Below are 23,378 nucleotides of genomic sequence, written 5' to 3' on the forward strand. Positions count from 1 at the left end.
CACACATGAGCTCGTGAGACGGCCACGATCGTCGACAGGCCGCGCGTGTCCGAGTTGGGAGGGGTCCATCGAGGCGTACAGCATCGATGGCATCGCCACGGTGATCTTTTTTGCGTCGATGGTGCGCAGCACCTCGGCGGATAAAACTTCGGCAGCACCATCATCGGGCCGCCTTTCGTCAGGGTCGGCACGAAGAACGCGGCCCCAGCATGCGACAGCGGGGTGCACATCGAGAATTTGGGGAACCCGGCCATTCTCACTCCGGAGAGTTGAATCTGCGTCATCGTGAACATTGCCGAAGCCTCCGATGGCTCCCTTCGGCTTTCCGGTCGTGCCGCCGGTGTATGTGATCGACACGGTGCGATCCGGCGGACGATCGGCTGCTTGAGGGAGGGTGCCGAACCGCTGCGAGCGAACCGAGAGGTTTCAGCGAACGGCTCTCCAGCCCGACTCGCTTGAGAGGACCCTTCAGGGTATTGTTAACCCCATAATGTCATTCGTCCGCCGCGTTTCATTTACTCCATCTCAGGTGCAGCGTCGAGTGGCCGATGCCCGTAGCACCCGCTGGGATGAGCATAGAGTCGAGGTACGCGCGCAGCTGGTCGACGCGACCATACGGATCATCGAACGGTATGGTGCAGGCGTCAGCATGGACGACATCGCTGCGGAGGCCCGTGTATCTAAACCAAAGCTGTATCGCTACTTTGGCGACAAAGCGGGCTTGAACGCGGCGGTGGCGGCGAAACTCGGTGCGTTGATGTGGGATTCGGCGAAAGTCACTATTCTCGCCGACCAAGATTATCTTTCGGTTGACGACATGGTTCGCTCGTCCGTCCAGAGCTACGTCGCGCTCGTCGGGCAGTATCCCACTGTCGTCAGATTCCTTATGGCGAATCACTTGTTTCAGTACTCCGGATCGGGAAATGGCGGAGTTGCTGACGAACTGAGGTCGGTGATGGAGGTCGTCGCCGATCGGTTCACTGAAAGTCTTCAGCGTGTTCACGCAGATACTTCGGTCATTCCCTTGGCCGTGGCGTCCATTCTGGGTTCTGGTCTATCTGCGACTCAGTGGTGGATCGACAACGGTCGTGAGCAAGGGGTGGATGATACGTTCTTCGCCGCACACCTATCAGAGACGACGTGGGGAATCATCGACGGCGCGGCCGCAACCGTAGGCGTGGCCTTCTCACGCAGTCTGCCATTCAGCCATCCCGGTTTCGCGTCCCGCCACAAAATGGACTGAATCACCCTAGATATCCAATAATTGTAACTTGTCAAGCTGCGTCGGGTTGTTGCGCGGTGCGGTGTGCCCAAGCGGTGTGTTCGTCGTATTCGGTGCAGTGGCGTACGCACCCGTGCAGGAGCCCGACAAGTCTGTTGGCGAGTGCGCGGAGCGCTTGGTGGTGGAGGTCTCCGGTAGCACGGTGTTGTTCGTAGAACGCGCGAGCGGCCGGACTCTGGCTGAGGGCGCAGAACGCCCACCGGTCGATGGCATCGTAGAGCCGCCGGTTGCGGATATGTCGAGCCAGTACGGCCCGCTTCTTGCCCGACGCAACTGTCAGGGGTGACGTACCGGCGTAATTCTTGCGAGACTTGACGTTGGTGTAGCGGTCGACGTCGTCGCTGAATTCACCGAGCCCCGGGCGGCGAGGATGACACCGATTCCTGGCAGGGAGAGGTAGATGGCGGCGTTGTGTGTCAGCGTCCGGGTGTGTTTCAAAATGGCGGGTCAGATCGGCTTCGAGGTCGCCGATCTGACGGTTCAACTCCGCGATCAACGCCAAGAGTGCGCCCGGCATCGCGCTCGACCTGCGCTGCGAACGCCTGCAACCACGAAAGGCGAACGCTACCGATCCCGTTTCTGCGCCCGCTGCGCACTCCGCGACGACCTCCATGCAATCTTGATATTCGATAACGAGGACATCGCGCTGGACGCGCTCCTTCAAGCGTTGGGCGCAACAAATCGACCTCAGAGCGCGGTCATCTTGATGCGAGGCGCGCGGGCCTCGCCTGCCGCCGCGGAGCGGCAGAGATTGGGGTCGTCGCAGCATTCGGCCGAGGCAGGTCGGGTGTGAGATAGTTGCATTCGCGAGATGCCCTTCGTGGTGGCTGGAATGTTCCCTAGACAAGAACTCAGTTACGGGCAGTCCGCAAACGCGGCCTCAGAATAGTCATCTCCAGGTCCGAAATCCTCGCGGCAGATCACTTCTCTCTTTAAAGCTATGTCGGCTTGGTCGATCCTTTAGTGCGGTTCACTTCTGACATAGTGCAGTTTATCTTTCGAAACTAACAGCGGTGCAGGCCGAGCGCACGAAGACGCGACAGACTCGGCACAATGTTTTCACGACAGAGAGGTCCGACCATGAAAAGAATTCCAGACGAGGTCAGCGGGTCGGCCGGCCCCGCTATCGAGAACTGGGCGCGCTCGTTCTGGAGCACGAGTTTCGATTCGCCTGATCTACCGCCCCACCACCCCGACTGTCTTGGTTGTGGGCCGCAGAACCCGCACGGCCATGCCCTGTCGGTCCAGCGTGACGAGAACGGCGTGGTGGCTCACCATGTGTTCGATCAACGTCATGTCGGGGCACCCGGGATAGCACACGGCGGCGCGGTGGCGACCGTTCTCGACGATCTGTTCGGCTTCCTGCTCTACACAGTGGGTGAGCTCGCCGTGACGCGGCGTCTCGAGCTCGACTACCTAGCGCCGGTTCTGCTCGGCACTCCATACGTATTGCGTGCTGCCGTTCGGTCTCGTGATGGGCGCAAACTGGATCTCACGGCCACGATGGACGATGCGCAGGGCCGCTCGGTAGCCACCGCTACTGCCCTGTTCGTGGTGGTCGAGGTCGAACACTTCATGCAGTCCCAAGCCCGAGCCCAACTCCGGGCCACAGACACGAATCACACCGAAGAATAGACACCCTGGCCGACCTTCACCGACGTCCGTCACCCGCGGTGGCTGTCGTACGGCTGCGTCTACCTGGCGCAAAGACGGCGAGGACGAGTGCCCCAGCGGCGGTCAGCGCCGCCAACGACAGCGTCGCCTGACCACTTCCGTGTACGAATGCGGCTCTGGCGAACTCGGCCAGCGGCTGACCAGCTGGTCCTGCGCGGTCGGCGACCTGCAACGCGGCGGCCAGAGAATCGGCCACCGGACCACGGGCAGGCTCGGGTAGCTGGGGCAGAGCCGGCTGAATGTGCTGAACGTAACCGGCCGCGAGCACGCTACCGGCTACCGCAATCCCAATCGCGGCACCGATTTCGCGAGCTGCGTCGTTGACCGCGGCAGCCACCCCGTGCTTGGCCTCAGGAGTGTCCGAGACGATGGCGAAAGTCGCAGGGGCGGTACACAACCCCAAACCCGCACTCATGATGAGCAAGGGCCACAGCAGGTCAGGGTAAGTTGCCGCGACGGTCAATCTGCTCACCATCACCAGTCCCGCCGCGATGGTGAGCAGACCTACAGTGGTCATCACCCGCAGGCCAACAATGTTCGACAGCCAGGGTGCAATCACCGAGATCACGATGAGCGGCACGACCATAGGGGTCAACGCCAACGCGGCGGTGAGCGGTCCATAACCGAGAATCAACTGCAGATACTGCACCAACAGCAAGAACACCCCGAAGGTCACCAGAAATTGGATACAGACCGACAGTGCGCCGGCACCGAAGCCACGGCGGGCGAACAACCGGACATCGAGTAGGGGTGCCGAGGAACGTAGTTCTACGACGACGAACACCACAACTGCGAACAAGCCCACCGCAGTGCTGATGGCGACGAGCGAATCCGACCAGCCACGGGCCGGAACCTCGATCACAGCGAAGACGATCGCCCCGACCGCGACAACTACGGTCACCGCGCCCACCCAATCGACCGGTGGATGCTCCTGCTGGCGGGACTCCGCGATACTGCATGCCAACCCGGCCAGAACCGCTCCGGCGACGGTCAACCCGACGAACACCGAGGTCCACGACCACTGTTCGAGCAGCACACCAGCCCCGAGGATGCCCAGGACCGCCCCGGATCCAGCAACCCCGGCCCACACACCTACAGCGCGGCCGCGATGCGCCGGTGGAAATCCCGCGGTCAGTATCGACAGCGTCGAGGGCATGACCAGCGCCGCACCCGCCCCAGCCAACGCGCGAGCAGCGATCAGCCACGCCGGGTCGGCGAGAAACAAGGGCAAGGCCGACGCGAAAGCGAACAACGCCAACCCCGCCACGAGCACCCCGCGGCGACCGTACCGGTCACCGATCGCACCGGCAGGCAGAACGAAGCACGCCAATACCAGCGTATAACCGTCGACTATCCAGGTCAGTTGAGCTTGCGTCGCCCCTGTCGCGACCGCGATCTGTGGCAACGCTGAATACAATGCCGCCATTGCGGCCACCACCAACGCGACCGCCATGCACGACACAATCAACATCCACCACTGGGCACCGCTCCATCGAGCGACGCTGGCAGAGTCGGATCTACGTTCGTTCAACGGCCAGCCTCCCAGTTAGAGACTGATCGTCTCGGTACGAGACTATTAGTATCATAACTTTGCGGGTGTGACAGAATGGTCAAGCGAGGACATGTTTTGTCAGTCAAAATGGAGCGGAGCCCGTTCATGGTCGACCCTCTCGTTGCAGCCGAGGGTCCGGCCGACCCCCGGCTGGCGCGCTCACGTAACCGGTTGCTCGAAGCGGCGGGCCAGCTGCTGTCCACCGGCGGTGTCGAGGCGGTCACCGTGGAGGCGGTCACCCGCATGTCGAAGGTTGCACGTGCCACTCTGTACCGCCACTTCGGAAGTACCACTGACCTGCTTGCTGCAACCTTCGAGCGACTACTACCCCCAGTCGACACCGATATCGATACCGGTCCGCTACGTGAACGTCTGATTTCGTTGCTCACCACCCAAGCCGACCTCATCGACCAAGCTCCGGTGCAGATGACCACGCTGGCCTGGCTGGCAATGGGACCCGTCAACAGCGGCGACGCCAGCCGGCGCGATCTCGATCCTGGCGCGGTGGTCTCGCTTCGGGCCCGTGTCATAGAGCAATACCGCAGGTCCCTGGATCAGATCCTGACGGCCCCTGACGCTCGCGCTGTACTCGGCGAGATCGACACCACCTTCGCCCTCATTCAGCTCCTCGGACCGATAGTGTTCGCTCGCCTCACAGGACTGCGCCACATCCACGCCGACGACTGCATCCAAATCGTCGACAACTTTCTCGCCGCCCATGCCGCAAGTGTCCGATCGAGCACTTCGCGCGACCACAGCCGTCCACGGCCGGCCGCGACGCTAGACCCGCAGCTCACCGACGGCCAATAAAACTTGATGCGAAATTTCACCATCAATGCGCTATCCAGTCAGGGATCGCAGCGCTCACTGGATACGGCCGGACGTGTGCTCGAGAACTCGGAGTTGCACTGCAGTGCACTTCTGACATCGTGCAGCCGTCTTCTGAAACTGACACGAGGAACGCGAATCGGTCGTAATCTGCTCCAATAATCCGCCCGTTCGACTGTGTTCTGTTGGGAACCCTCTCAACAAAAGTTGAGCAACGCTATGGGGCGTACCAGACTTTCCCGGTCACCCGATCTCGAGCCCTCGAAATTGCTACGTTCTGCCGGTCCGAAGTGACATGGGACACCGATCGTTGCAGGGGAGCGAGAATGCACGTAGAAGCACTGTTCGGAGATGGTTCGTTGCGTCCGGTCTGGCCGCACGCGGATGCACTGATCACCAGCGAATGCCCGGGGCTTCGCTTCGCCGGCAAGTACGCCGACGTCGTCGCTCTGAGCAACGGTGATCCGACCGCGTTGCGGCCGTTCGTCGACGAGGACACCCGACGCCGGGTGGCGAGCATGGCACCGCCGCGCACCGACACGGCGCTGGTGTTCGGAGCCAACGGATTCCTCGGCGCGCACCTGATCGGCCGACTCACTCGTGATTCCGCCGTCGAGGTCGTCTATGCGATGGTGCGCCCCACCGAGGAGGAGACGGCGTTCGAGCGCCTGCAGCGCACCTTCGACCAGTACGAGATCGAGGTCGACGCCGACAAGATTCGCATCGTCGAGGGCACTCCCACGACGTTCCGGTTCGGTCTCGACAAGGCTGCCTACTTCGATCTTGCTGCCGGAGTGGGGCAGATCTTCAATTGCGCCAGCTCGACCGACTACACCGAGAGCTATGCCGATCTGCGCGACGACTGGTTCGTGAGCGTCCTGCGCATTCTCGAATTCAGCATCACCTCCACGCGTAAGCACCTCACCTACGTGGGCAGCATCGGAGCTCACCTCTACCAGAAGCCCGAGGATTTTCGCCGCCCGGATTCGTGGTGGTACTCGGGCTACGCGCAGATGAAGTGGGTCAACGCAACGCTTCTCGGGTGGCTCTCGATGTCGGACACCTACTCCGTCACCCTGTGCGAGGCCCCCTACATTCTCGGAAGTACCGAACTCGGCCGTGATCCCGGACGGGTGTACAGCTTCTGGCGCATCATCGAACTGGCCATCGCCGCCGGTGCCATCTGGGACGGCCCGGGAATGAACTACGTTCCGGTGGACGTGATGTGCGACGTCATGGCCGGCAATGCGCTGCGCAGTCACCCGTTGACGCGGCTCCTACCGAGCAACCCCACCGGTTACGGCCACGACCTCTACGCCGAGCTGCTCGGACTCGACCTGGTGAGCTGGGACGAGTTCAAAGAGCGCGTCAGTTCGCGCATTTCGCCTCGATTTGCCGAGACGATGCTGGCCGACAACATCGATCAGCTGATGCGCCTGGTGCACAAGCCCGAGGCGATACTCCCACTCGACCACGACATCTCGTGGTGCGACCACCGCCGACTGTTCGAGCTCTATTTCGAGAAAGCACAGCTCAAGACGCTCACGCCCGCCGCCGTCAACTGACGTGGCAGACGGATTCGAGCCCACCTCGGTGCGCCTACGGGACGTACCCATCGGCCGCGAGGTGACCAACGGCGTTCTCTCGCTCGGCTTCTACGTGGTGTGTGGGCTGATCGGACTGCTGCCCGGCCCGGTGCGGAACTGGGCAGCGGATGCCTTCGTGACCTGGTCGGAGAGCGTCGACGAACAGCGGCACAGCTGATGTCGTGGTGTCGGTGGGCCCTCGGCCTCGCTGCCGCGACGGCAGCTCCGTTCGCGCTGTTCGTCTACTGGCGAACCCGGTTCTTCTTTCGCGATCCGCATCGAGTACCGCCCGCCGATCCGCGAGCGGTACTGGCTCCTGCGGACGGCTTCGTCACGTACGTCAAACGAGTGGAGGCAGGCAGTACCGCGTTCGCAGTCAAGAAGGGGCGAACCATTGCCCTCGACGAGATCGCCGGCGTCGCCGAAGCCGACAGCGGGTACCTCATCGGCATCTACATGTCCGAATACTCGGTACACCGCAATCGAATTCCGATCTCGGGCATCGTCAGGATGCGCCGACACCGATCTGCGGCACCGTTCAACAAGTCGATGGCCCGGGTCGGGGCCAATCTGCTGACGCGGCGAACTCCCTACGACGTGGGCTGCGACTACCTGCTCACCAACGAACGACTCACCGTGTCGATCGAGCACGCGTGCGGAGCCGTGGTGACGGTGACGCAGATAGCCGACCTGTGGGTCAATCGCATCGTTGCGCACATCGCGGTGGGCGACACCGTCGAGCGCGGCGAGCAGTACGGAATGATCCGCTTCGGTTCTCAGTGCGACGTGTTCGTGCCCGACGCACTCGTCGACGAGATCACTGTCCGGCCAGGCAATTACGTGTTCGCCGGCGAGACGACGGTGGTGCGTTCACCGATCCTCGTCGACGGCAGACAACCGAGCGAAGAGGAACGATGATCACGATCGAAGAGGTCGACGGCAAAGCCGGTTGGCGTGAATTCGAGTCCGTCTCGGACCTGGTCTACCAGGGCGATCCGTACCGCCTACCCGACGAGTCGATGGACCTGGGCCGAATTCTCATCGCACCGCCGCCCTCGGTTGCCGCCACCCGCGTCACGAAAGCATTTCTGGCTCGCGAGAACGGGATTGCCGTCGGTCGCGTCGTGGCCATCCACGATCTGTCGTTCACCGAGTACACGGGGGAGCCGATCGGCTTCTTCGGCTTCTACGAGGCGGTCGACGATCACGACGTCGCCGAAGCGCTGCTCGACGCTGCGGCGCACTGGCTTTCGGCGCGCGGACTCGCGACGATTTCCGGGCCCTTCGGTCCGTCGATGTTCTACAGCGCAGGCATCGTCGTCGACGAGGTCCCGGCGCTGCCCCTGGTGGGGATGCCGCACAATCCGCTCTACTACGCGGCCCACTTCGAGAAGTGGGGTCTGATGGCGGTCAAGGACTTCTACAGTTACCTTTTCGACGACCCGTGCATCATCTACAACGACCCCAAATACGCGCGGCACATGCAGATCTTCGAGAAGATCAAGGCGCGATCCGAGGTGACGTTCCGGTCGATGAAATACCGGACGTTGCGACGCGACGCGAGCATCGTGCGGGATCTCTACAACAAGACGTTCGTGAACTTCTGGGGCTTCTCGCCGCTGTCCTACACGGAACTGTTCGAGTTGCTGAAGATGATGCTTCCGGTCATCGATCGTCGGCTCACCCTGCTGGCCGAACTCGACGGCAAGCCCGTCGGCTTTCTGATGGGAATCCCGGACGTCAATCAGGCCGCCGCGAAGGCGTCGCACCTGAAGTCGCGCTGGGCACGAGACCTGGTGACGCTGTGGCACGTCAAGCGTCCGGGTCGCACGGAGGTCATCGACGGAGTGCGGGTGGACATGCTGTTCGTCGATCCGGATTGCCCCGATCGAGCCGTGTCCTCTCTGCTGATCATGGAGATGTCGGTGCGTATGCGCGATCTCGGGTTCACGCGCGTCGAAGCGGCTCCCGTGCTCGACGACAGTCCGTGGATGAAGGGCTCGGTCCTGTCCCGGACGAAACTCGCTCCGCACCGCACGTACCGCATCTTCAGCCGGGAGTTGACGTAGATGACCGACACGATCTCGCGAATCGACCCGCAGGTGAGCTGCGGAAACATCGGCGACCGGTGGGGTCGACTGGTCGCGCGGCGACGCTGGGTGGTGCTGGCGATCTGGACGCTGCTGGCGGTGGGATCCGCGATTCTGTACCCAGCGCTGCAGAACTCCCTGGTGGGGGCCAACTTCTCCGTTCCCGGAACCGAATCCAGCCGCGCCGACCAACTGGTCGAGCAGCATTTCGCGTCCTTCGGCTCGGAACAGCTCGTCGTCACGTTCACCTCGGATTCGGTGGACAGCCGGAACCCGGCCTTTCGCGCACGGGTGGCCGAGGTCGTCTCGTCACTGAGGCAGTCACCGGACGTACTGCGTGTCGTCGACCCCTACGAGAGCGCAGGATTCGTCCCGACGATCTCCGACGACGGGACCTCGGCGCTCGCATTCGTCGGCATCGGCGGAGAGGCCAGCGATCGGATCGCAGTGGCCGAACGCGTGCAGGAGATGATCGGCGGTGCGTCCGGTGATGGCGTCGAGGTGGCGGTGACGGGCTACTCGCCGATGACCGTCGATCTCACCCGCGTCGAATCCGAGGACGCCGTGCGGGCCGAGAGCATCGGTCTGCCCATCGCTTTCGTGGTGCTGGTTCTGGCGCTGGGTTCCGTGGTCGCGGGCATCGTGCCGCTGGTCACCACCGGAATCGGAGTGCTGGCGGCGTTCGGCATGTTCGCGTTGCTGTCCAACGTGATGACCTTCGATGTTCTCGTCACCACGGTGGCGGCGATGTTCGGTCTGGGTCTGGGAATCGACTACGCACTCTTCATCGTCAGTCGGTTCCGGGAGGAGATCGGGCGGGCCGGACCCGGTGAAGATTCGGACAGGACCGAGCGCGCGGTGGGGGCGGCCATGGGCACCGCCGGACACATCATCGTCATCTCCGGTCTGGTCGTGTTGATCGCACTCGGAGCCCTCGCGATCGTCGATGTCCCTGCGGTGCAGAGCATCTCGTTGGTCGTCGCGCTCACCATCGCCACCGTCGTCGTGGTCGCGTGGACCCTGCTGCCGGCACTTCTCGCGGTGCTGGGAACGCGCATCGGGGCCTGGTCGCTGCCGCGACGATTCCAACCTCCCTCGGTCGACGAGCACGACGCCGCAGTTCCCACGTGGTGGTCGCGGTGGGCGCAGCACGTCATCGAGCGCCCCTGGCGTTACACGGTCGCATCCGCCGCCGTCCTCATCGTCTGCCTGGTTCCCATCGGTTCGATCTCGTACGGGGTCGATCTCGGTGCCGAGGCGCTGAGCGCGGAACCGTCCGGACGAGCCAACACGGTCCTGACCGAGAAGTTCGCGCCCGGCACCATCTCGCCCATCACCATCGTGTTCACCGGCGAGGACGACAGTCCATTGGGACCGCAGCAGATCGCCACGGTCGACGCGTTCGCGAACTCCGTGCGCGGAGACGATCGCGTCGCCTACGCGTTGGCGCAACCCGAGGGCGGCCGGTCGTTGCTGATCGTGGTCCCGTCGGTCCCGATCGACTCGACGGAGGCCGCCGACCTCGTCGAAACCCTGCGTTCTCAGGCAGTTCTCGCCGGTGACGTGGACGGCACCAGCGTGTCCGTGGGCGGTACCACCGCGCTGGTGGTCGACGCATCCGAGGAGATCTCCGGCAAGTTCGTCTGGGTCGTCGCCGCGGTACTGGCCTTTTCTCTCTGTTACTTGGCCGTCGTGTTTCGCAGCGTGGTGATCCCGCTCAAGGCCGTCGCCATGAACCTGCTGGTCACCGGGGCAGCGCTGGGTGCCACCGTCGCCGTCTTCCAATGGGGTTGGGGTTCGAGCATTCTCGGCTTCGAGAGCCCGGGTTACATCCAGGTGTATCTACCGGTGACGGTGTTCGCCGTGGTCTTCGGTCTGTCGATGGACTACGAGGTGTTCCTCATCGGCCGTATGCGAGAAGTGTTCGTGCGGGGAGCGAGCAACGACGTCGCCGTCGTCGACGGCATCGAACACACCGCCAGGCCGATCACCGCCGCCGCCGCAATCATGATCGCCGTGTTCGCCAGCTTCCTCACCGCAGACGTGCTCGAGCTCAAACAGTTCGGCTTCGCTCTTGCCATCGCGGTGCTGTTCGACGCCGTGCTGGTGCGCATGATGCTGGTGCCGGCGATGATGAAGCTCTTCGGCGAGCGCAACTGGTGGCCCGGTACGCGGAATCGTCAGGTGGTCGGCAACTGAGCCGACGCCAGCAGCGAGCCGTCCGCGCCGCGGATCTCGATCTCGGTGACGTCGCCGCGAAGTACCGCCGCGTTCATGCGGCATTCGATGGTGACGTCGCTACCGAGAAACGTGCCGGACGGGAGTTCGGTGCCCCACCGATCGACGAGGACGACCTCGTACGGGCCTCGATCGGACACGCCGTCCATGTCGAGGAACGTCTCGGTGCCCCACGTGTGCGCAACGAGGCCGCCCTCGATGTCCACGCTCGGCATGCTCGTGGTGAAAGCGACCTGCTCGTAGGCACCCAGGGTTCCCGGAGGTCCGGTGATCGCGGCCGGTGGATCCTCGGGTTGCGGTCGAGAGGCGTCGATACCGAGCACGACGCCGCTGCCGACGACCAGCCCCGCGATCGCGGCGGCGGCCGCCAGGCCGGCCGATCTGCGCGGTCCACGTGTCCGCTGGGGTGGCCACGCAGAGCCGGGTGACGTACCCAGAACTCGGGCGCGGAGGTCGGGTGACGTCGATGCTTCGAGCCACGGTTCGGTCGGACCGCGACGACCGAGAGTCCCGGTCAGCGCGCGCAGTTCGGCGATGTCCCTGTCGACGGTGGGATCGGATGCTGCGAGCTCGCGTAGCTCGGCGGCCTCGGTGTCGTCGAGGTCGTCGCCGACGGCAGCGGCGATCAGTTCGGCTCGGCGATCGTCTCGGGCGTTCATGCTTCCTCCTGTCCGTCGAGATGGTCTCGCAGCGCCCTCAGTGCGTAGAAGGCGCGAGTGCGCAATGTTCGTACGGCAACGCCCGTCGACTCGGACAGTTCCGCATAGGTGGTTCCCGCCAGGTGCACCGCAACGACGACCTGCCGATGATCGGGAGAGAGAAGGGCGAGCGCGGCGATGATGCGCAGTCGCTCGTCCACGTCGGGACTGGTGTCACGCGAGATCGCGACCGATCGTCGGTCGAGGTCCTCGATCCTTTCCGACGCCGGCTTCGGCATTCTGCTCAGAGACCGTTGGACGTCGACGATCACATTGCGCTCGATGGCGAACAGCCAGGTACGCAGCGCTCCTCGGCTGGGCTCGAATCGGGACCGGGCCCGCCATGCGCGAAGGAACGTCTCCTGGACGCAGTCCTCGGCAAGCGCTCGGTCGCGCAGTGCGTTGACGGCGAAACCGAGCATGGCCGACGCATGCTCGTCGTACGCGGCAGCGACGTCGAAGTGCAGTTCGATCACGCTCCCGATGCTCATGACAGTGACTACGTCGACGGACCCCCGGACGTTCATATCCGAGACTGGAGTATTTCTTTACCGAATTTTGAACATCGTGGCATCGACCGTCGTACACCTCTGCACGGGCTCGCCTGCCCGATGCTCCCACGGAAGGCCCACGAGATGACCAGACGCTCGATCACCCGCCCGACCATGTCCGTCCGCGGCACCGCCACCGCAGTCGTCGGCGGCACGGCCGCTGCACTGATGCTGTTCACCGCGGCCCCGGCCGGTGCCGATACCCCCGTTGCCGAACCGGACTCGTTCACCAGCGCGTTCACCGCGATGGCAACTCCCGACCAGGTGGTGAACGGCGACGGTGTCGCCACTCCGGGCCAGCCGGGCGCGACGGGCACGTTCACGCTGCGCATCAATTCCGATCTCGACATCGTCTGCTACGACATCGCGCTCGACGGCGTCACCGGCGATTACATGAGCCCGGCCAAGACCGCCACGCACATTCACGAGGCGGCGGCGGGTGCTGCGGGACCTCCGCGTCTGGCGTTCCCGAACCCGACGCCGATCGGTGACGGCCCACGTTCGAGCACCGGCTGCATGCAGGGACCGTTCACCACCGGCCTGACGCCGGCCGGTGCCGACGCCGACAGTGGAACCGGATTCACGCTGGACCAGATCGAAGCAAATCCGGCGGGCTTCGCGGCCGACACCCACACCGTCGACTTCGTGGCCGGAGCGGTACGCGGACAGCTGACGCAGATTCCGGTCGGCTCCGTCGCCACCGGAGGTGGCGGTTCGGCTCTGGCCGCGGCGTCCGATTCGGCCTCCAGTAATGCGGTGCCCGTCGTCGGCGCGGTTGCCCTCGGCGCAGTAGTCCTGGGTGCAACGGCGATCGCGGGAGTGACGTTGGTTGCTCGCCGCAGCGGAACGGCACGCAGCTGAGATCTCGGCTCCTGGTTGCTGTTACGGCAGTGGTGGTGGTGACGGGCTGTACGTCCGCACCGCCGCCATCTGCCGCACCATCACCACCTGCCGCACCAACACCTACCTCGGTACCACCTGCCGCACCAGCGACCGAGTCCTCGACCGCTGGAGATTTGCCGGGACCGGGCCCGACGGCGGATTTCGCGGCGCAGGCACCGACCCGGCTCAGCGTCGAGGCCATCGACCTCGACGAGCCGTTGATCGGCCTCCATCTCACCGAGAACGGCGAGATGGAGGTGCCGAGCGACTACGACGACGTCGGGTGGTTCACCGGCGGCGGCAGACCGGGCGTGATCGGTAGTCCTACCGTGCTGGCCGGGCACGTGGATTCCACGACCGGTCCCGCAGTGTTCGATCGGTTGTCGGAGCTTCGACCGGGAGATGTCGTGACGGTGGGGGACGGGACGGGTGGTCGAGTCGACTACCGCATCGATCGGGTCGGCGACTACGGCAAAGTGGAGTTCCCGACGGTGCAGGTCTTCGGGGCGGTGCCCACCGGCGAGATCAGGCTGATCACGTGCTCGGGCGACTTCGACGCCTCGGTGGGCAGTTACGAGCGCAACCTCGTCGTCTACGGAGTGCGGCAATAGCCCAGCGTTTTGGAGTTGACGCGGAGGATGTTGTAACCTGAACAACGGTTCGGATCACGAGTGCTCGCACTCCGGTCCAGACCGCCCAATCAAGTTCTACCCAAGACCGTTGGTCACCGCCTTCTCGAAGGATTCACTTCCGGGAGTTGCGCGGTTGAAGGTCCGAGATCGTGTCGGACGGCCCACGCAGGAGAACGAGGTAGGGAACCTGTCTGCAGTCCTCGCGACTGCCTGCTCGTTCACGCCCCGTGTGCTTCTTGCGCCGGGGCGTTCGTCGTTTTCCGGCCCTCTCGCGATCGACACAACTTCCCACGAGAGGAGGCGAAGTATGGCAAAGCCCGAAAAGGTCTCAGCAGTATCGGAGATCACCGAACAGTTCAAGGGTTCGACGGCTGCCGTCGTCACGGAATACCGTGGCCTGTCGGTGTCCGGTCTGACTCAGCTCCGGCGTGCGCTCGGCGAAGGTGCCACGTACTCCGTCGCCAAGAACACCCTGGTCAAGCGCGCAGCGGCCGAGGCAGGTATTACCGGCCTCGACGAGTTGTTCGTCGGACCGACCGCCATTGCATTCATCAAGGGCGAGCCGGTCGACGCAGCGAAGGCCATCAAGGCCTTCGCGAAGGACAACAAGGCCTTGATCGTCAAGGGCGGCTACATGGACGGCGCAACGCTGTCCGTGGAAGAGATCAACAAGATCGCAGACCTCGAGTCGCGCGAAATCCTGTTGGCCAAGCTCGCCGGCGCCATGAAGGGCAACTTGTCGAAGGCTGCAGGCCTGTTCAACGCTCCCGCATCGCAGTTCGCGCGTCTGGCGTTCGCGTTGCAGGAGAAGAAGGCTGCCGGCGCACCCGCCGCAGCCGAGGCACCTGCAGAAACAGAAGCACCGGCGGAAGCTCCCGCCGAAAGCTGATCCGCTGGTATTGGCGTACAGCTCAGCTCCACACCATCAACACCATGCCGCGGATCAGCGGTTAGGTACTTACAGGAAGGACCCGCCACCATGGCGAAGCTCAGCACCGAAGAATTGCTCGACCAGTTCAAGGAGCTCACTCTCCTCGAGCTCAGCGAGTTCGTGAAGGCATTCGAGGAGACCTTCGAGGTCACCGCAGCTGCCCCCGTCGCCGTTGCTGCTGCAGGCGGCGGCGCAGCCCCCGCCGAGGCTGCTGAAGAGCAGGACGAGTTCGACGTCGTCCTCGAGTCGGCCGGCGACAAGAAGATCCAGGTCATCAAGGTCGTCCGTGAGGTCGTTTCCGGCCTGGGCCTGAAGGAAGCCAAGGATCTCGTCGAGAGCGCTCCGAAGGCAATTCTGGAGAAGGTTGCCAAGGACGCAGCCGACGCCGCCAAGGAGAAGCTGGAAGCTGCCGGCGCGAAGATCTCCGTCAAGTAGGACCGCTTCGTTGCAGTCGTGCTTCGTGCTCTGAACGCACGAGCGCAAGAAGGGCCGTTCCCACCTCGGTGGGACGGCCCTTCTTCTGTTCTCGGACACCGCACGGGGTGCACCGTTGTGATCGATCACGGACTCCTGCAAATCGCGTGACACCGGCCTTGTGCCCCTGTTTACTCGGTTTCGCCGAAGTCCAAAGCATTCCGAAGGGTTTCGGCGGTCATTGTTTGTGGCGTGTCACAGCTTTGTGACGCAGGGACTTGTCACAGTTCTGGCGAGTCGCCGACCGTGTCGCGTGAGATGAGCCACACTGATGCAAGCTCTACAGCCTGACTCGGGGAAGTTCTTACTGGGCGGTAAGCTCCCGTGTCGGTGCGGACACGTGCATGGGATACAGTGACACAACCCACATCCGGGTCGATGTGTACGAATTGTGGAGGTCAGCGTGGGAGTCGAGGTTTCGGTCGAGGGATTGACCAAGTCTTTCGGGGTACAGAAGATCTGGCAGGACGTGACGTTGACCCTGCCGAAGGGTGAGGTCAGTGCGCTCCTCGGTCCTTCCGGTACCGGCAAGTCGGTCTTCCTGAAGTCCTTGATCGGCCTCCTGCGTCCCGAACAGGGCAAGATATTCATCGACGGAACCGACATCCTGCAGTGCTCCTCCCGTGAGCTCTACGAGATCAGGAAGCTCTTCGGGGTGCTGTTCCAGGACGGCGCACTGTTCGGCTCGATGAACCTCTACGACAATGTCGCGTTCCCGCTCCGCGAGCACACGAAGAAGTCCGAGTCCGACATCCGCAAGATCGTCATGGAGAAGTTGGAACTGACGGGTCTGCTCGGTGCCGAGGACAAGCTGCCCGGCGAGATCTCCGGCGGTATGCGTAAGCGCGCCGGTCTCGCCCGCGCTCTGGTTCTCGATCCCGAGATCATCCTGGTCGACGAGCCGGACTCCGGCCTCGATCCCGTTCGCACTACGTACATCTCGCAGACCCTGATCGACATCAACGCCGAGATCGACGCCACGATCCTGATCGTGTCGCACAACATCAACCTCGCTCGGACGGTGCCCGACAACATCGGCATGCTCTTCCGTCGCCAGCTGGTCATGTTCGGCCCCCGCGAGGTGCTCCTGACGAGCGACGAGCCGGTAGTCAAGCAGTTCCTCAACGGAACGATGATCGGTCCGATCGGCATGTCGGAGGAGAAGGACGAGGCGCAGATGGCGCAGGAGCAGGCCATGGTCGACGCCGGCCACCACGCCGGCGGCGTCGACGACGTCGAAGGCATCGTGCCGCAGATGAAGGCCACTCCCGGAACTCCGGTGCGCGAAGCCGTCGGGCGTAGGCAGGAGCGCGTCCGCCAGATCATGCACACCCTGCCGCACAATGCCCAGGTTGCGATCCAGGAAAGCCTCGACACCACCGACCCGGGTCAGCGTTACCCCGCGTATGCAGACCAGCAGCAGGGTTACGACCAGCAGGGTTACGACCAGCAGGGATACGACCACCAGGGTTACGACCACCAGGGTTACGACCACCAGGGTTACGACCAGCAGAGTTACGACCAGCAGAGTTACAGCGGGCAAGGTCATGATCAGCAGGGCTACCAAGCTCCAACACAAGGTCGGGGTCAATAGCAGACATGGGGGGATCGAAGAAGTCCACGTTCGCTCCGGCGAGCGCCGCTCTGACACAAGCCGGCAATATCGTCGAACTGTTCGTCGAGGTGGTTCGCAACACCTTCCGTAGGCCGTTCCAGTTCCGCGAGTTCATCGAGCAGGCCTGGTTCATCGCCAGCGTCACGATTCTGCCGACGGCGCTCGTCGCCATTCCGTTCGGCGCGGTCGTGGCGCTGCAGACCGGATCGCTCATCAAGCAGCTCGGTGCCGAGTCGTTCACGGGTGCGGCCAGCGTGCTCGCGGTCATCCAGCAGGGCAGTCCGATCGTGACCGCACTGCTGGTGGCCGGCGCTGCCGGTTCTGCTGTGACTGCAGACCTCGGCTCGCGCACCATCCGCGAGGAGATCGACGCCATGCGAGTGCTGGGTATCGACCCGGTACATCGTCTCGTCGTTCCCCGAGTGCTCGCGATGATCCTCGTCGCACTTTTGCTCAACGGCCTGGTCTCGGTCGTCGGCATCGCCGGCGGTTACTTCTTCAACGTGATCCTTCAGGGCGGCACCCCCGGTGCATATCTGGCGTCGTTCTCGTTTTTGGCCCAGCTGCCGGATCTGTATGTCGCCGAGGCGAAAGCAGCAATCTTCGGACTCATCGCGGGCATCATCGCCTCCTACAAGGGCCTCAATCCCAACCCCGGACCCAAGGGCGTCGGCGAGGCAGTGAACCAGACGGTTGTCATCACGTTCCTGCTGCTCTTCTTCGCCAACCTCATCCTGACCCTGGTCTATCTCCAGGTCGTCCCAGCGAAGGGAGCGTAACCGCGATGACGATCGCAAGAGGTCGCGGTGACCGCACGCTGATGCGCGTCAAGCGCGTCGGCAACGCCCCGCTCAACGTGCTCGACCGCGCAGGCGAGCAAATGTCGTTCTACCTGCGGGCCATCGGGTGGATTCCCAAGACCGCAGTGCATTACAAGAAGGAGGTGCTCCGCCTGCTGGCGGAGGTCACCTTCGGCAGCGGTGCGCTCGCCGTCATCGGTGGGACCATCGGCGTGATCGTGATGATGTCCGGCTTCACCGGCATCGTCGTCGGTCTACAGGGCTATGCAGCCCTCGAACAGCTCGGTAGCTCCGTGCTCACCGGATTCCTGTCCGCGTACGTCAACACCCGTGAGATCGCGCCGATTGTCGCAGGACTGGCACTCTCGGCCACCGTCGGCTGTGGTTTCACCGCCCAGCTCGGTGCCATGCGAATCTCCGAGGAGATCGACGCGCTCGAGGTGATGGCCGTACCCAGCGTGCCGTTCCTCGTGACCACCCGCATGATCGCAGGCTTCGTGGCCGTCATCCCGCTGTACATCGTCGGGCTGTTGGCGTCGTACGTCGCATCCCGAGGGATCAGCACCATTTTCAACGGGCAGTCCACGGGGTCCTACGACCACTACTTCAACCTCTTCCTACCTCCGGAAGACGTGTTGTATTCGTTCTTGAAGGTGCTGATATTCGCCTTCGTCCTGATCATGATCCACTGCTATTACGGCTACCACGCCTCTGGCGGACCTGCCGGTGTCGGCGTCGCAGTGGGCCGTGCCGTTCGTACCGCGATCGTCACGATCGCCGTACTGGACTTCTTCTTGAGCCTCGCCATCTGGGGCACGACCACCACAGTGAGGGTTGCGGGATGATCGACTCGCCGTCGCGACTGAAGCGAGTACTCCTCGGTTTGGCGTTCTTCCTGGTGCTCATCCTGTTCCTGGGGTGGAGCATCACGTCCTACAACAAGACGTTCAAAGATGTGGTGAAAGTCAGCCTCGAAACCGACTCGGTCGGCAACGCGCTGCCGATGAACGCGGATGTCAAGGTGCGCGGAATGATCGTCGGCGAGGTGCGCTCGGCGTCCACCGTCGACGGCGTCGTGACCTCGCAGCTCGCCATCGATCCGGACAAGGCACCGCTGATTCCGTCGAACGTGACGGCACGGTTGCTTCCCAAGACACTGTTCGGTGAGCGCTACGTCTCGTTGATCGTGCCCGAGAACGATGCGGCGTCGCCGATCTCCGAGGGCACGGTCCTCAAACAGGACACCAGCGGAAACGCCATCGAGGTCGGGCAGTTGCTCGACGGCTTGCTTCCACTGCTGCAGGCGATTCCGCCACAGGATCTGGCGAACACCCTCGGGTCGTTGGCGCAGGGCCTCAGCGGGCGCGGTGAGCAACTGGGCCAGACCATCGACAACCTGACGAACATCGTGTCGGGTCTGAACACGGAGTTGCCGAACATCCAGCAGACGTTGGTCGGGCTGGCCGACTTCTCGCAGACCTACGCAGACGCGGCACCGGACTTGGTCTCGGCGCTGGACAACTTGCGGACGACGGGCAACACCGTGGTCGAGCGGCAGTCCAGCCTCGACACGCTGTACGGCTCCCTGACCTCGGCGTCGTACACCACTGCGGACTTTCTACAGACCAACTCCGAGAACCTGATCGGATTGGCCGCGAACTCTCGGGAAGCGCTCGAGCTGCTGGCCGAGTTCTCCCCGACGTTCGGCTGCACGTTCACTTATTTCGCCGAAGGTGCCAGGCGCGGAAAAGTCGTACTCGGTGAGGGCGACGAGTACCCCGGCATCAACGTCTCCGCACCGTTCGTCAACCCGAAGGGTCGTTACTTGCCGAACCAGGACGAGCCGCGCTTGTTCGACGATCGCGGAGCCACCTGTTTCGAGCCCGCGGCGCCGGGGGAGTTCTTCCCGCAGTATCCGGGAGGCTCGATCAACGACGGTTCCTACCAGGTGCCGACCCGGAACCCGGGCCCGCAGGTGATCGAAGGACAGGGACCACCGAAGTCTGCCCAGAGTTCCATCGTTCCCGCCGTCTCCGCATCCGCGCAGCCGGCGAGCTACGAGGGCTCCGACTTCGAGCGCGACACTCTGGCCGTGATCTACGGACAGGCGAGTGGTGTTGCACCGGACAGTATTCCGTCGTGGGCGGCCGCTATCGGCGCACCGGCACTGAGAGGAGTGGAGGTGACCGTGCCATGAGAGGCCTTCTCGCGCCGATCATCAAGTTGGTCGTGTTCGCCGTGATTACGATCATTGCTACGGCCACCCTTGCCTTCACCATCGCCAATTCCAGCGGCGGCGGCGGCACCAAGTTCTCGGCTGTGTTCACGGACGTCACGTCTCTCAACGAGGGCGACGAGATTCGTATCGCGGGCGTTCGTGTCGGCCAGGTCGACAAGATCGAGATCGCCAACGAGCGCGAAGCCAAGGTGGACTTCACTCTGAGCAGTCGTGATTGGCTCCCGGCCAGTTCGACGGCGACCATCCGATTCCGGAACCTGGTGGGCCAGCGCTACATCGCCATCGAGCAGGGTTCGGGAGATCAGGGTCGGAAGATCACCGACGGTGCCACCATTCCGTTGGAGCGGACCAAGCCTGCGGTGAACCTGACCACGCTCTTCGACGGCTTCCGCCCGCTGTTCACCACGCTCAGCTCCGATGACGTCAACAAGCTGTCGTACCAGATCATTCAGGTGTTCCAGGGGGAGTCGGGCACCATCAACGAACTGGTCACCAATACGGCGACCCTGACCAACACCGTCGCCGACAAGGATCAGGTCATCGGGCAGGTCATCACCAATCTGAACAACGTGTTGGAGACGGTGAACCAGAACGACGGGCAGCTCGACAGCCTGATCGTCAACACGCAGCAGCTCGTCTCGGGCCTGTCGGCCGACCGTGGTGTCGTCGGCTCCGCCGTGACGTCGCTCGCCGGCCTGACCAACGCGACCGCCGACCTGCTCGAGCCGACCAGGCCGTCGATCCAGGGTTCGGTGACTGCGTTGAACACGTTGGCCGAGACAGTCAACCGACGAAGCGACGACGTGGACACGGTCCTCGGAATTCTGCCCGTCAAACTCGAGAAGCTCATTCGCACGGCCCAGCAGGGATCCTGGTTCACCTTCTATCTGTGCGGTATCGACATCGTCGCCGGACCGGGTAGTTCGCCGAATCTGAATCTGCCGACCGGGCTGCCGACCGTCAACCAGCCGCTGTACACGAACTCCGCAGCGCGTTGCAAAGCTGGGGGGATCAAGCAATGAAATCTCGTCGTAGTCCGGCCACCATCGGTGCGCTAGGTATCGCAATCATCCTGCTCGCCACGATGTCGGTCTTCTTTCTCGACCGGCTCCCGATCATCGGTGCGGGTTCGGTGTACACCGCCGAGTTCAGCGAGGCAGCAGGGCTCAAGCCGCCCAACGAGGTCCGTATCGCGGGCGTGAAGGTCGGCAAGGTCACCGATGTGCGTCTCGACGGCGACCGGGTGCTCGTGGACTTCACGGTCAAGGACGCCTGGGTCGGCAACGAGTCGCGAGCGGCCATCGCCATCAAGACTGTGCTGGGGCAGAAATATCTGGCGCTCGACCCGAGCGGTCCGGAGACGTTGAGCCCCAAGGACCCGATTCCGCTCGAGCGCACCACGTCCCCGTACGACGTGATCGACGCGTTCTCCGCTGCGGCCTCGACCATCAGCGACATCGACACCGATCAGCTGGCGACGAGCATGCGGACCCTGTCCGAGGCGTTCTCCGAGACGCCTGCGAACATCCGTGCCTCGCTCGACGGTGTGACTCGGTTATCGCAGACCGTGGCCAGCCGTGACGAGGAACTGAAGAAGCTGTTCGAGGCCACCGGCGAGACCTCGAAGGTGCTGGCCGACCGCAACGAGCAGTTCAACCAACTGATCACCGACGCGGGCCCGCTTCTCGAAGAGCTCAACAATCGGCAGCAGGCCATCTCGCAGCTGCTCACCGGCACTCAGCGAGTGTCGCAAGAGCTGACCGGCCTGGTTCGCGACAACGAGGCCACCATCAACCCGATGTTGCAGCAGCTCAACGGCACCATCGAGATCCTGCAGCGCAACAACGACAACCTCGACCGTGCGCTGAAGCTGTACGAACCGTTCATTCGGCTGTACACGAATCTGACCGGCAACGGCCGGTGGATAGACATCACGCTGGCAAACCTCACACCGCCCGGAGTTCCGTTGATACCTGGTTACCGCCAGCCCTCGCTCGATACGTTGGCGGGGAACTGATGACAGACACGCAGACAGCACCGAGAAGCAAGAACAAGCTCGCGCTGATCGCCGTCGTCGTGACCGTGGCGCTCGTCCTCGCGGTCGCCGGCTGGTGGCTGTTCACCAGGGCCGGAACGACCAAGATCACCGCCTACTTCGACAAGTCGATCGGCATCTATTCCGGCTCGGAGGTGCGCGTGCTTGGCGTCAAGGTCGGTACGGTCGACTCCGTGACGCCGCAAGGCGAAGACGTGGAGGTCGTCCTCCGCGTCGACCGTGGGGTCGACATTCCTGTGGACGCAAAGGCCGTGCAGGTCACCCCGTCGCTCGTCGCCGACCGCTACGTCCAGGTTTCACCCGCCTACACCGGCGGCGACACCATGGCCGACGGCGCGACGATCGGTCGCGATCGAACCGCAACACCCGTCGAGGTCGACGAGCTGTACAAGTCCATCGACGACCTGTCCACCGCCCTCGGTCCGGACGGCGCGAACAAGGACGGCGCTCTCACAGATCTGGTCAACACCGGTGCAGCCAACCTCGACGGCAACGGTGAAGCGTTGGGCAACAGCATCACCCAGCTCTCGGCCGCCGGTCGAACGTTGAGTGACTCGCGCACCGACGTGTTCGACACGATCAAGAACCTGCAGACGTTCGTCAGCGCCTTGGCCGTCAACGATCAGCAGGTACGCAACTTCAACACCCAGTTGGCCGACCTGACCGGTTTCCTGTCGGGGCAGCGAGAGGACCTCGGAGCTGCACTCCAACAGCTGTCGGTCTCGCTCGGCGACGTGGCGACGTTCGTCGCGGACAACCGGACCCAACTGACCGATGCCGCGAACGGTCTCACGGTTCCGACGCAGACACTCGCCGACAACCGCGAGCAGCTGGTGCAAACGCTCACGTTGCTGCCGCTGGCCATCAGCAACCTGGTAAACGCCTACGACGCCGAGTCGGGAACGCTCGCCACGCGCGCCAATCTCCAGAACGAGACCCAGGATCCGCTCGGCACCCTGTGTCAGCTCATCGATCTCGGAAAGCTGGTTCCCGGTGATCCGCGCTTCGAAGCACTCGGTGCGCAGATTCAGCCGATCATCGATCAGTGCTCCAACATCACCACGATGATCCAGGCCCCGATCAAAGACCAGAACCGGATCGTGCTGCCGTTCGGCGTTCTCACCAACGACATCGAGCAGAACGTGTCCGTGCCGGGCACCGTGCCTGGCGTCGTCTCGCCCAGGCTCGGAAACAGCTCGATGCCCGGACTGGAGCAGTCGTACATCGGAGGTGGGGGACAGTGAGAGCCT

General features: G+C 63.5%; 22 protein-coding genes and 2 pseudogenes. 19 read left to right on the plus strand and 5 right to left on the minus strand.

Annotation, left to right across the window (positions count from 1 at the left end):
• Positions 1 to 17: 17 nt before the first annotated feature.
• A pseudogene (locus CH268_RS28305) lies at positions 18 to 384 on the minus strand (AMP-binding protein); the annotation flags it as partial.
• 106 nt (positions 385 to 490) lie between these two features.
• Between CH268_RS28305 and CH268_RS20240 the strand changes: the two are divergent.
• Positions 491 to 1,243 (plus strand): TetR/AcrR family transcriptional regulator, encoded by a 753-nt coding sequence (locus CH268_RS20240; RefSeq protein ID WP_068052725.1) that lies wholly within the window; start codon positions 491 to 493, stop codon positions 1,241 to 1,243.
• 31 nt (positions 1,244 to 1,274) lie between these two features.
• Here CH268_RS20240 and CH268_RS20245 read toward each other — a convergent pair.
• Positions 1,275 to 1,790 (minus strand): annotated as a pseudogene (locus tag CH268_RS20245) (transposase); the annotation flags it as partial.
• A gap of 572 nt (positions 1,791 to 2,362) precedes the next feature.
• Here CH268_RS20245 and CH268_RS20250 point away from each other — a divergent pair.
• The gene (locus CH268_RS20250; RefSeq protein ID WP_027498237.1) at positions 2,363 to 2,917 is read left to right on the plus strand and encodes a PaaI family thioesterase; all 555 of its coding nucleotides are present in this window, start codon (positions 2,363 to 2,365) and stop codon (positions 2,915 to 2,917) included.
• A gap of 16 nt (positions 2,918 to 2,933) precedes the next feature.
• On the opposite strand, the gene CH268_RS20255 is transcribed toward CH268_RS20250, so the two are convergent.
• A complete protein-coding gene (locus CH268_RS20255; protein WP_371827903.1) occupies positions 2,934 to 4,409 on the minus strand; it encodes an MFS transporter in 1,476 nt (491 codons plus the stop codon).
• Positions 4,410 to 4,613: 204 nt separating this feature from the next.
• Between CH268_RS20255 and CH268_RS20260 the strand changes: the two genes are divergently transcribed.
• From CH268_RS20260 to CH268_RS20285, 6 genes are all read left to right on the plus strand, one after another.
• Entirely contained in the window at positions 4,614 to 5,318 is a 705-nt protein-coding gene (locus CH268_RS20260; RefSeq protein ID WP_027498235.1) for a TetR/AcrR family transcriptional regulator, read from the plus strand.
• 344 nt (positions 5,319 to 5,662) lie between these two features.
• Complete coding sequence (locus CH268_RS20265) at positions 5,663 to 6,901, plus strand: SDR family oxidoreductase (protein ID WP_094665723.1); 1,239 nt, start codon at positions 5,663 to 5,665, stop codon at positions 6,899 to 6,901.
• A 1-nt stretch (position 6,902) separates the two neighbouring features.
• Positions 6,903 to 7,100 (plus strand): hypothetical protein, encoded by a 198-nt coding sequence (locus tag CH268_RS20270; protein ID WP_027498233.1) that lies wholly within the window; start codon positions 6,903 to 6,905, stop codon positions 7,098 to 7,100.
• Positions 7,100 to 7,840, plus strand: a complete 741-nt coding sequence (locus CH268_RS20275; RefSeq protein ID WP_068053209.1) for a phosphatidylserine decarboxylase — start codon at positions 7,100 to 7,102, stop codon at positions 7,838 to 7,840. The genes CH268_RS20270 and CH268_RS20275 overlap by 1 nt, the downstream gene beginning before the upstream one ends.
• Positions 7,837 to 8,991: a hypothetical protein gene (locus CH268_RS20280; RefSeq protein ID WP_068053212.1), complete on the plus strand. Its 1,155-nt coding sequence runs from the start codon at positions 7,837 to 7,839 to the stop codon at positions 8,989 to 8,991. Before CH268_RS20275 ends, CH268_RS20280 begins: the two co-directional genes overlap by 4 nt.
• Positions 8,992 to 11,211, plus strand: a complete 2,220-nt coding sequence (locus CH268_RS20285; RefSeq protein ID WP_094665724.1) for an MMPL family transporter — start codon at positions 8,992 to 8,994, stop codon at positions 11,209 to 11,211. It abuts the gene before it with no gap.
• Here CH268_RS20285 and CH268_RS20290 read toward each other — a convergent pair.
• The gene (locus CH268_RS20290) at positions 11,193 to 11,909 is read right to left on the minus strand and encodes a hypothetical protein (protein WP_027498229.1); all 717 of its coding nucleotides are present in this window, start codon (positions 11,907 to 11,909) and stop codon (positions 11,193 to 11,195) included. The two genes, CH268_RS20285 and CH268_RS20290, sit on opposite strands and share 19 nt — an antisense overlap.
• Positions 11,906 to 12,439: an RNA polymerase sigma factor gene (locus CH268_RS20295; RefSeq protein ID WP_045840763.1), complete on the minus strand. Its 534-nt coding sequence runs from the start codon at positions 12,437 to 12,439 to the stop codon at positions 11,906 to 11,908. The genes CH268_RS20290 and CH268_RS20295 overlap by 4 nt, the downstream gene beginning before the upstream one ends.
• 144 nt (positions 12,440 to 12,583) lie before the next feature.
• Here CH268_RS20295 and CH268_RS20300 point away from each other — a divergent pair, with 144 nt between their 5' ends.
• The 11 genes from CH268_RS20300 to CH268_RS20350 all read left to right on the plus strand — a co-directional run bounded on the left by CH268_RS20300 (position 12,584) and on the right by CH268_RS20350 (position 23,372).
• Entirely contained in the window at positions 12,584 to 13,360 is a 777-nt protein-coding gene (locus tag CH268_RS20300; protein WP_027498227.1) for a CHRD domain-containing protein, read from the plus strand.
• 155 nt (positions 13,361 to 13,515) lie between these two features.
• On the plus strand, positions 13,516 to 13,992 hold the full coding sequence (locus CH268_RS20305; RefSeq protein WP_176458005.1) for a class F sortase: 477 nt from the start codon (positions 13,516 to 13,518) through the stop codon (positions 13,990 to 13,992).
• A 328-nt stretch (positions 13,993 to 14,320) separates the two neighbouring features.
• Complete coding sequence (gene rplJ, locus CH268_RS20310) at positions 14,321 to 14,902, plus strand: 50S ribosomal protein L10 (RefSeq protein ID WP_008713855.1); 582 nt, start codon at positions 14,321 to 14,323, stop codon at positions 14,900 to 14,902.
• Between the two features lie 90 nt (positions 14,903 to 14,992).
• Entirely contained in the window at positions 14,993 to 15,379 is a 387-nt protein-coding gene (rplL, locus tag CH268_RS20315; protein ID WP_008713856.1) for a 50S ribosomal protein L7/L12, read from the plus strand.
• A 442-nt stretch (positions 15,380 to 15,821) separates the two neighbouring features.
• On the plus strand, positions 15,822 to 17,012 hold the full coding sequence (locus tag CH268_RS20320) for an ABC transporter ATP-binding protein (RefSeq protein ID WP_094665774.1): 1,191 nt from the start codon (positions 15,822 to 15,824) through the stop codon (positions 17,010 to 17,012).
• 5 nt (positions 17,013 to 17,017) lie between these two features.
• Complete coding sequence (locus CH268_RS20325) at positions 17,018 to 17,812, plus strand: MlaE family ABC transporter permease (RefSeq protein WP_027498224.1); 795 nt, start codon at positions 17,018 to 17,020, stop codon at positions 17,810 to 17,812.
• A 5-nt stretch (positions 17,813 to 17,817) separates the two neighbouring features.
• Positions 17,818 to 18,678, plus strand: coding sequence for an MlaE family ABC transporter permease (locus tag CH268_RS20330; protein ID WP_027498223.1), 861 nt, complete (start codon positions 17,818 to 17,820; stop codon positions 18,676 to 18,678).
• Positions 18,675 to 20,030, plus strand: coding sequence for an MCE family protein (locus tag CH268_RS20335; RefSeq protein WP_008713865.1), 1,356 nt, complete (start codon positions 18,675 to 18,677; stop codon positions 20,028 to 20,030). Before CH268_RS20330 ends, CH268_RS20335 begins: the two co-directional genes overlap by 4 nt.
• The gene (locus CH268_RS20340) at positions 20,027 to 21,094 is read left to right on the plus strand and encodes an MCE family protein (RefSeq protein ID WP_027498222.1); all 1,068 of its coding nucleotides are present in this window, start codon (positions 20,027 to 20,029) and stop codon (positions 21,092 to 21,094) included. The genes CH268_RS20335 and CH268_RS20340 overlap by 4 nt, the downstream gene beginning before the upstream one ends.
• Positions 21,091 to 22,089, plus strand: a complete 999-nt coding sequence (locus CH268_RS20345; protein ID WP_008713869.1) for an MCE family protein — start codon at positions 21,091 to 21,093, stop codon at positions 22,087 to 22,089. The genes CH268_RS20340 and CH268_RS20345 overlap by 4 nt, the downstream gene beginning before the upstream one ends.
• Positions 22,089 to 23,372: an MCE family protein gene (locus CH268_RS20350; RefSeq protein WP_027498221.1), complete on the plus strand. Its 1,284-nt coding sequence runs from the start codon at positions 22,089 to 22,091 to the stop codon at positions 23,370 to 23,372. The genes CH268_RS20345 and CH268_RS20350 overlap by 1 nt, the downstream gene beginning before the upstream one ends.
• The last annotated feature ends 6 nt before the right edge of the window (positions 23,373 to 23,378 follow it).

Origin of the sequence: Rhodococcus sp. 06-1460-1B, from assembly GCF_002258475.1 — a bacterium.
Lineage (GTDB): Bacteria > Actinomycetota > Actinomycetes > Mycobacteriales > Mycobacteriaceae > Rhodococcoides > Rhodococcoides fascians.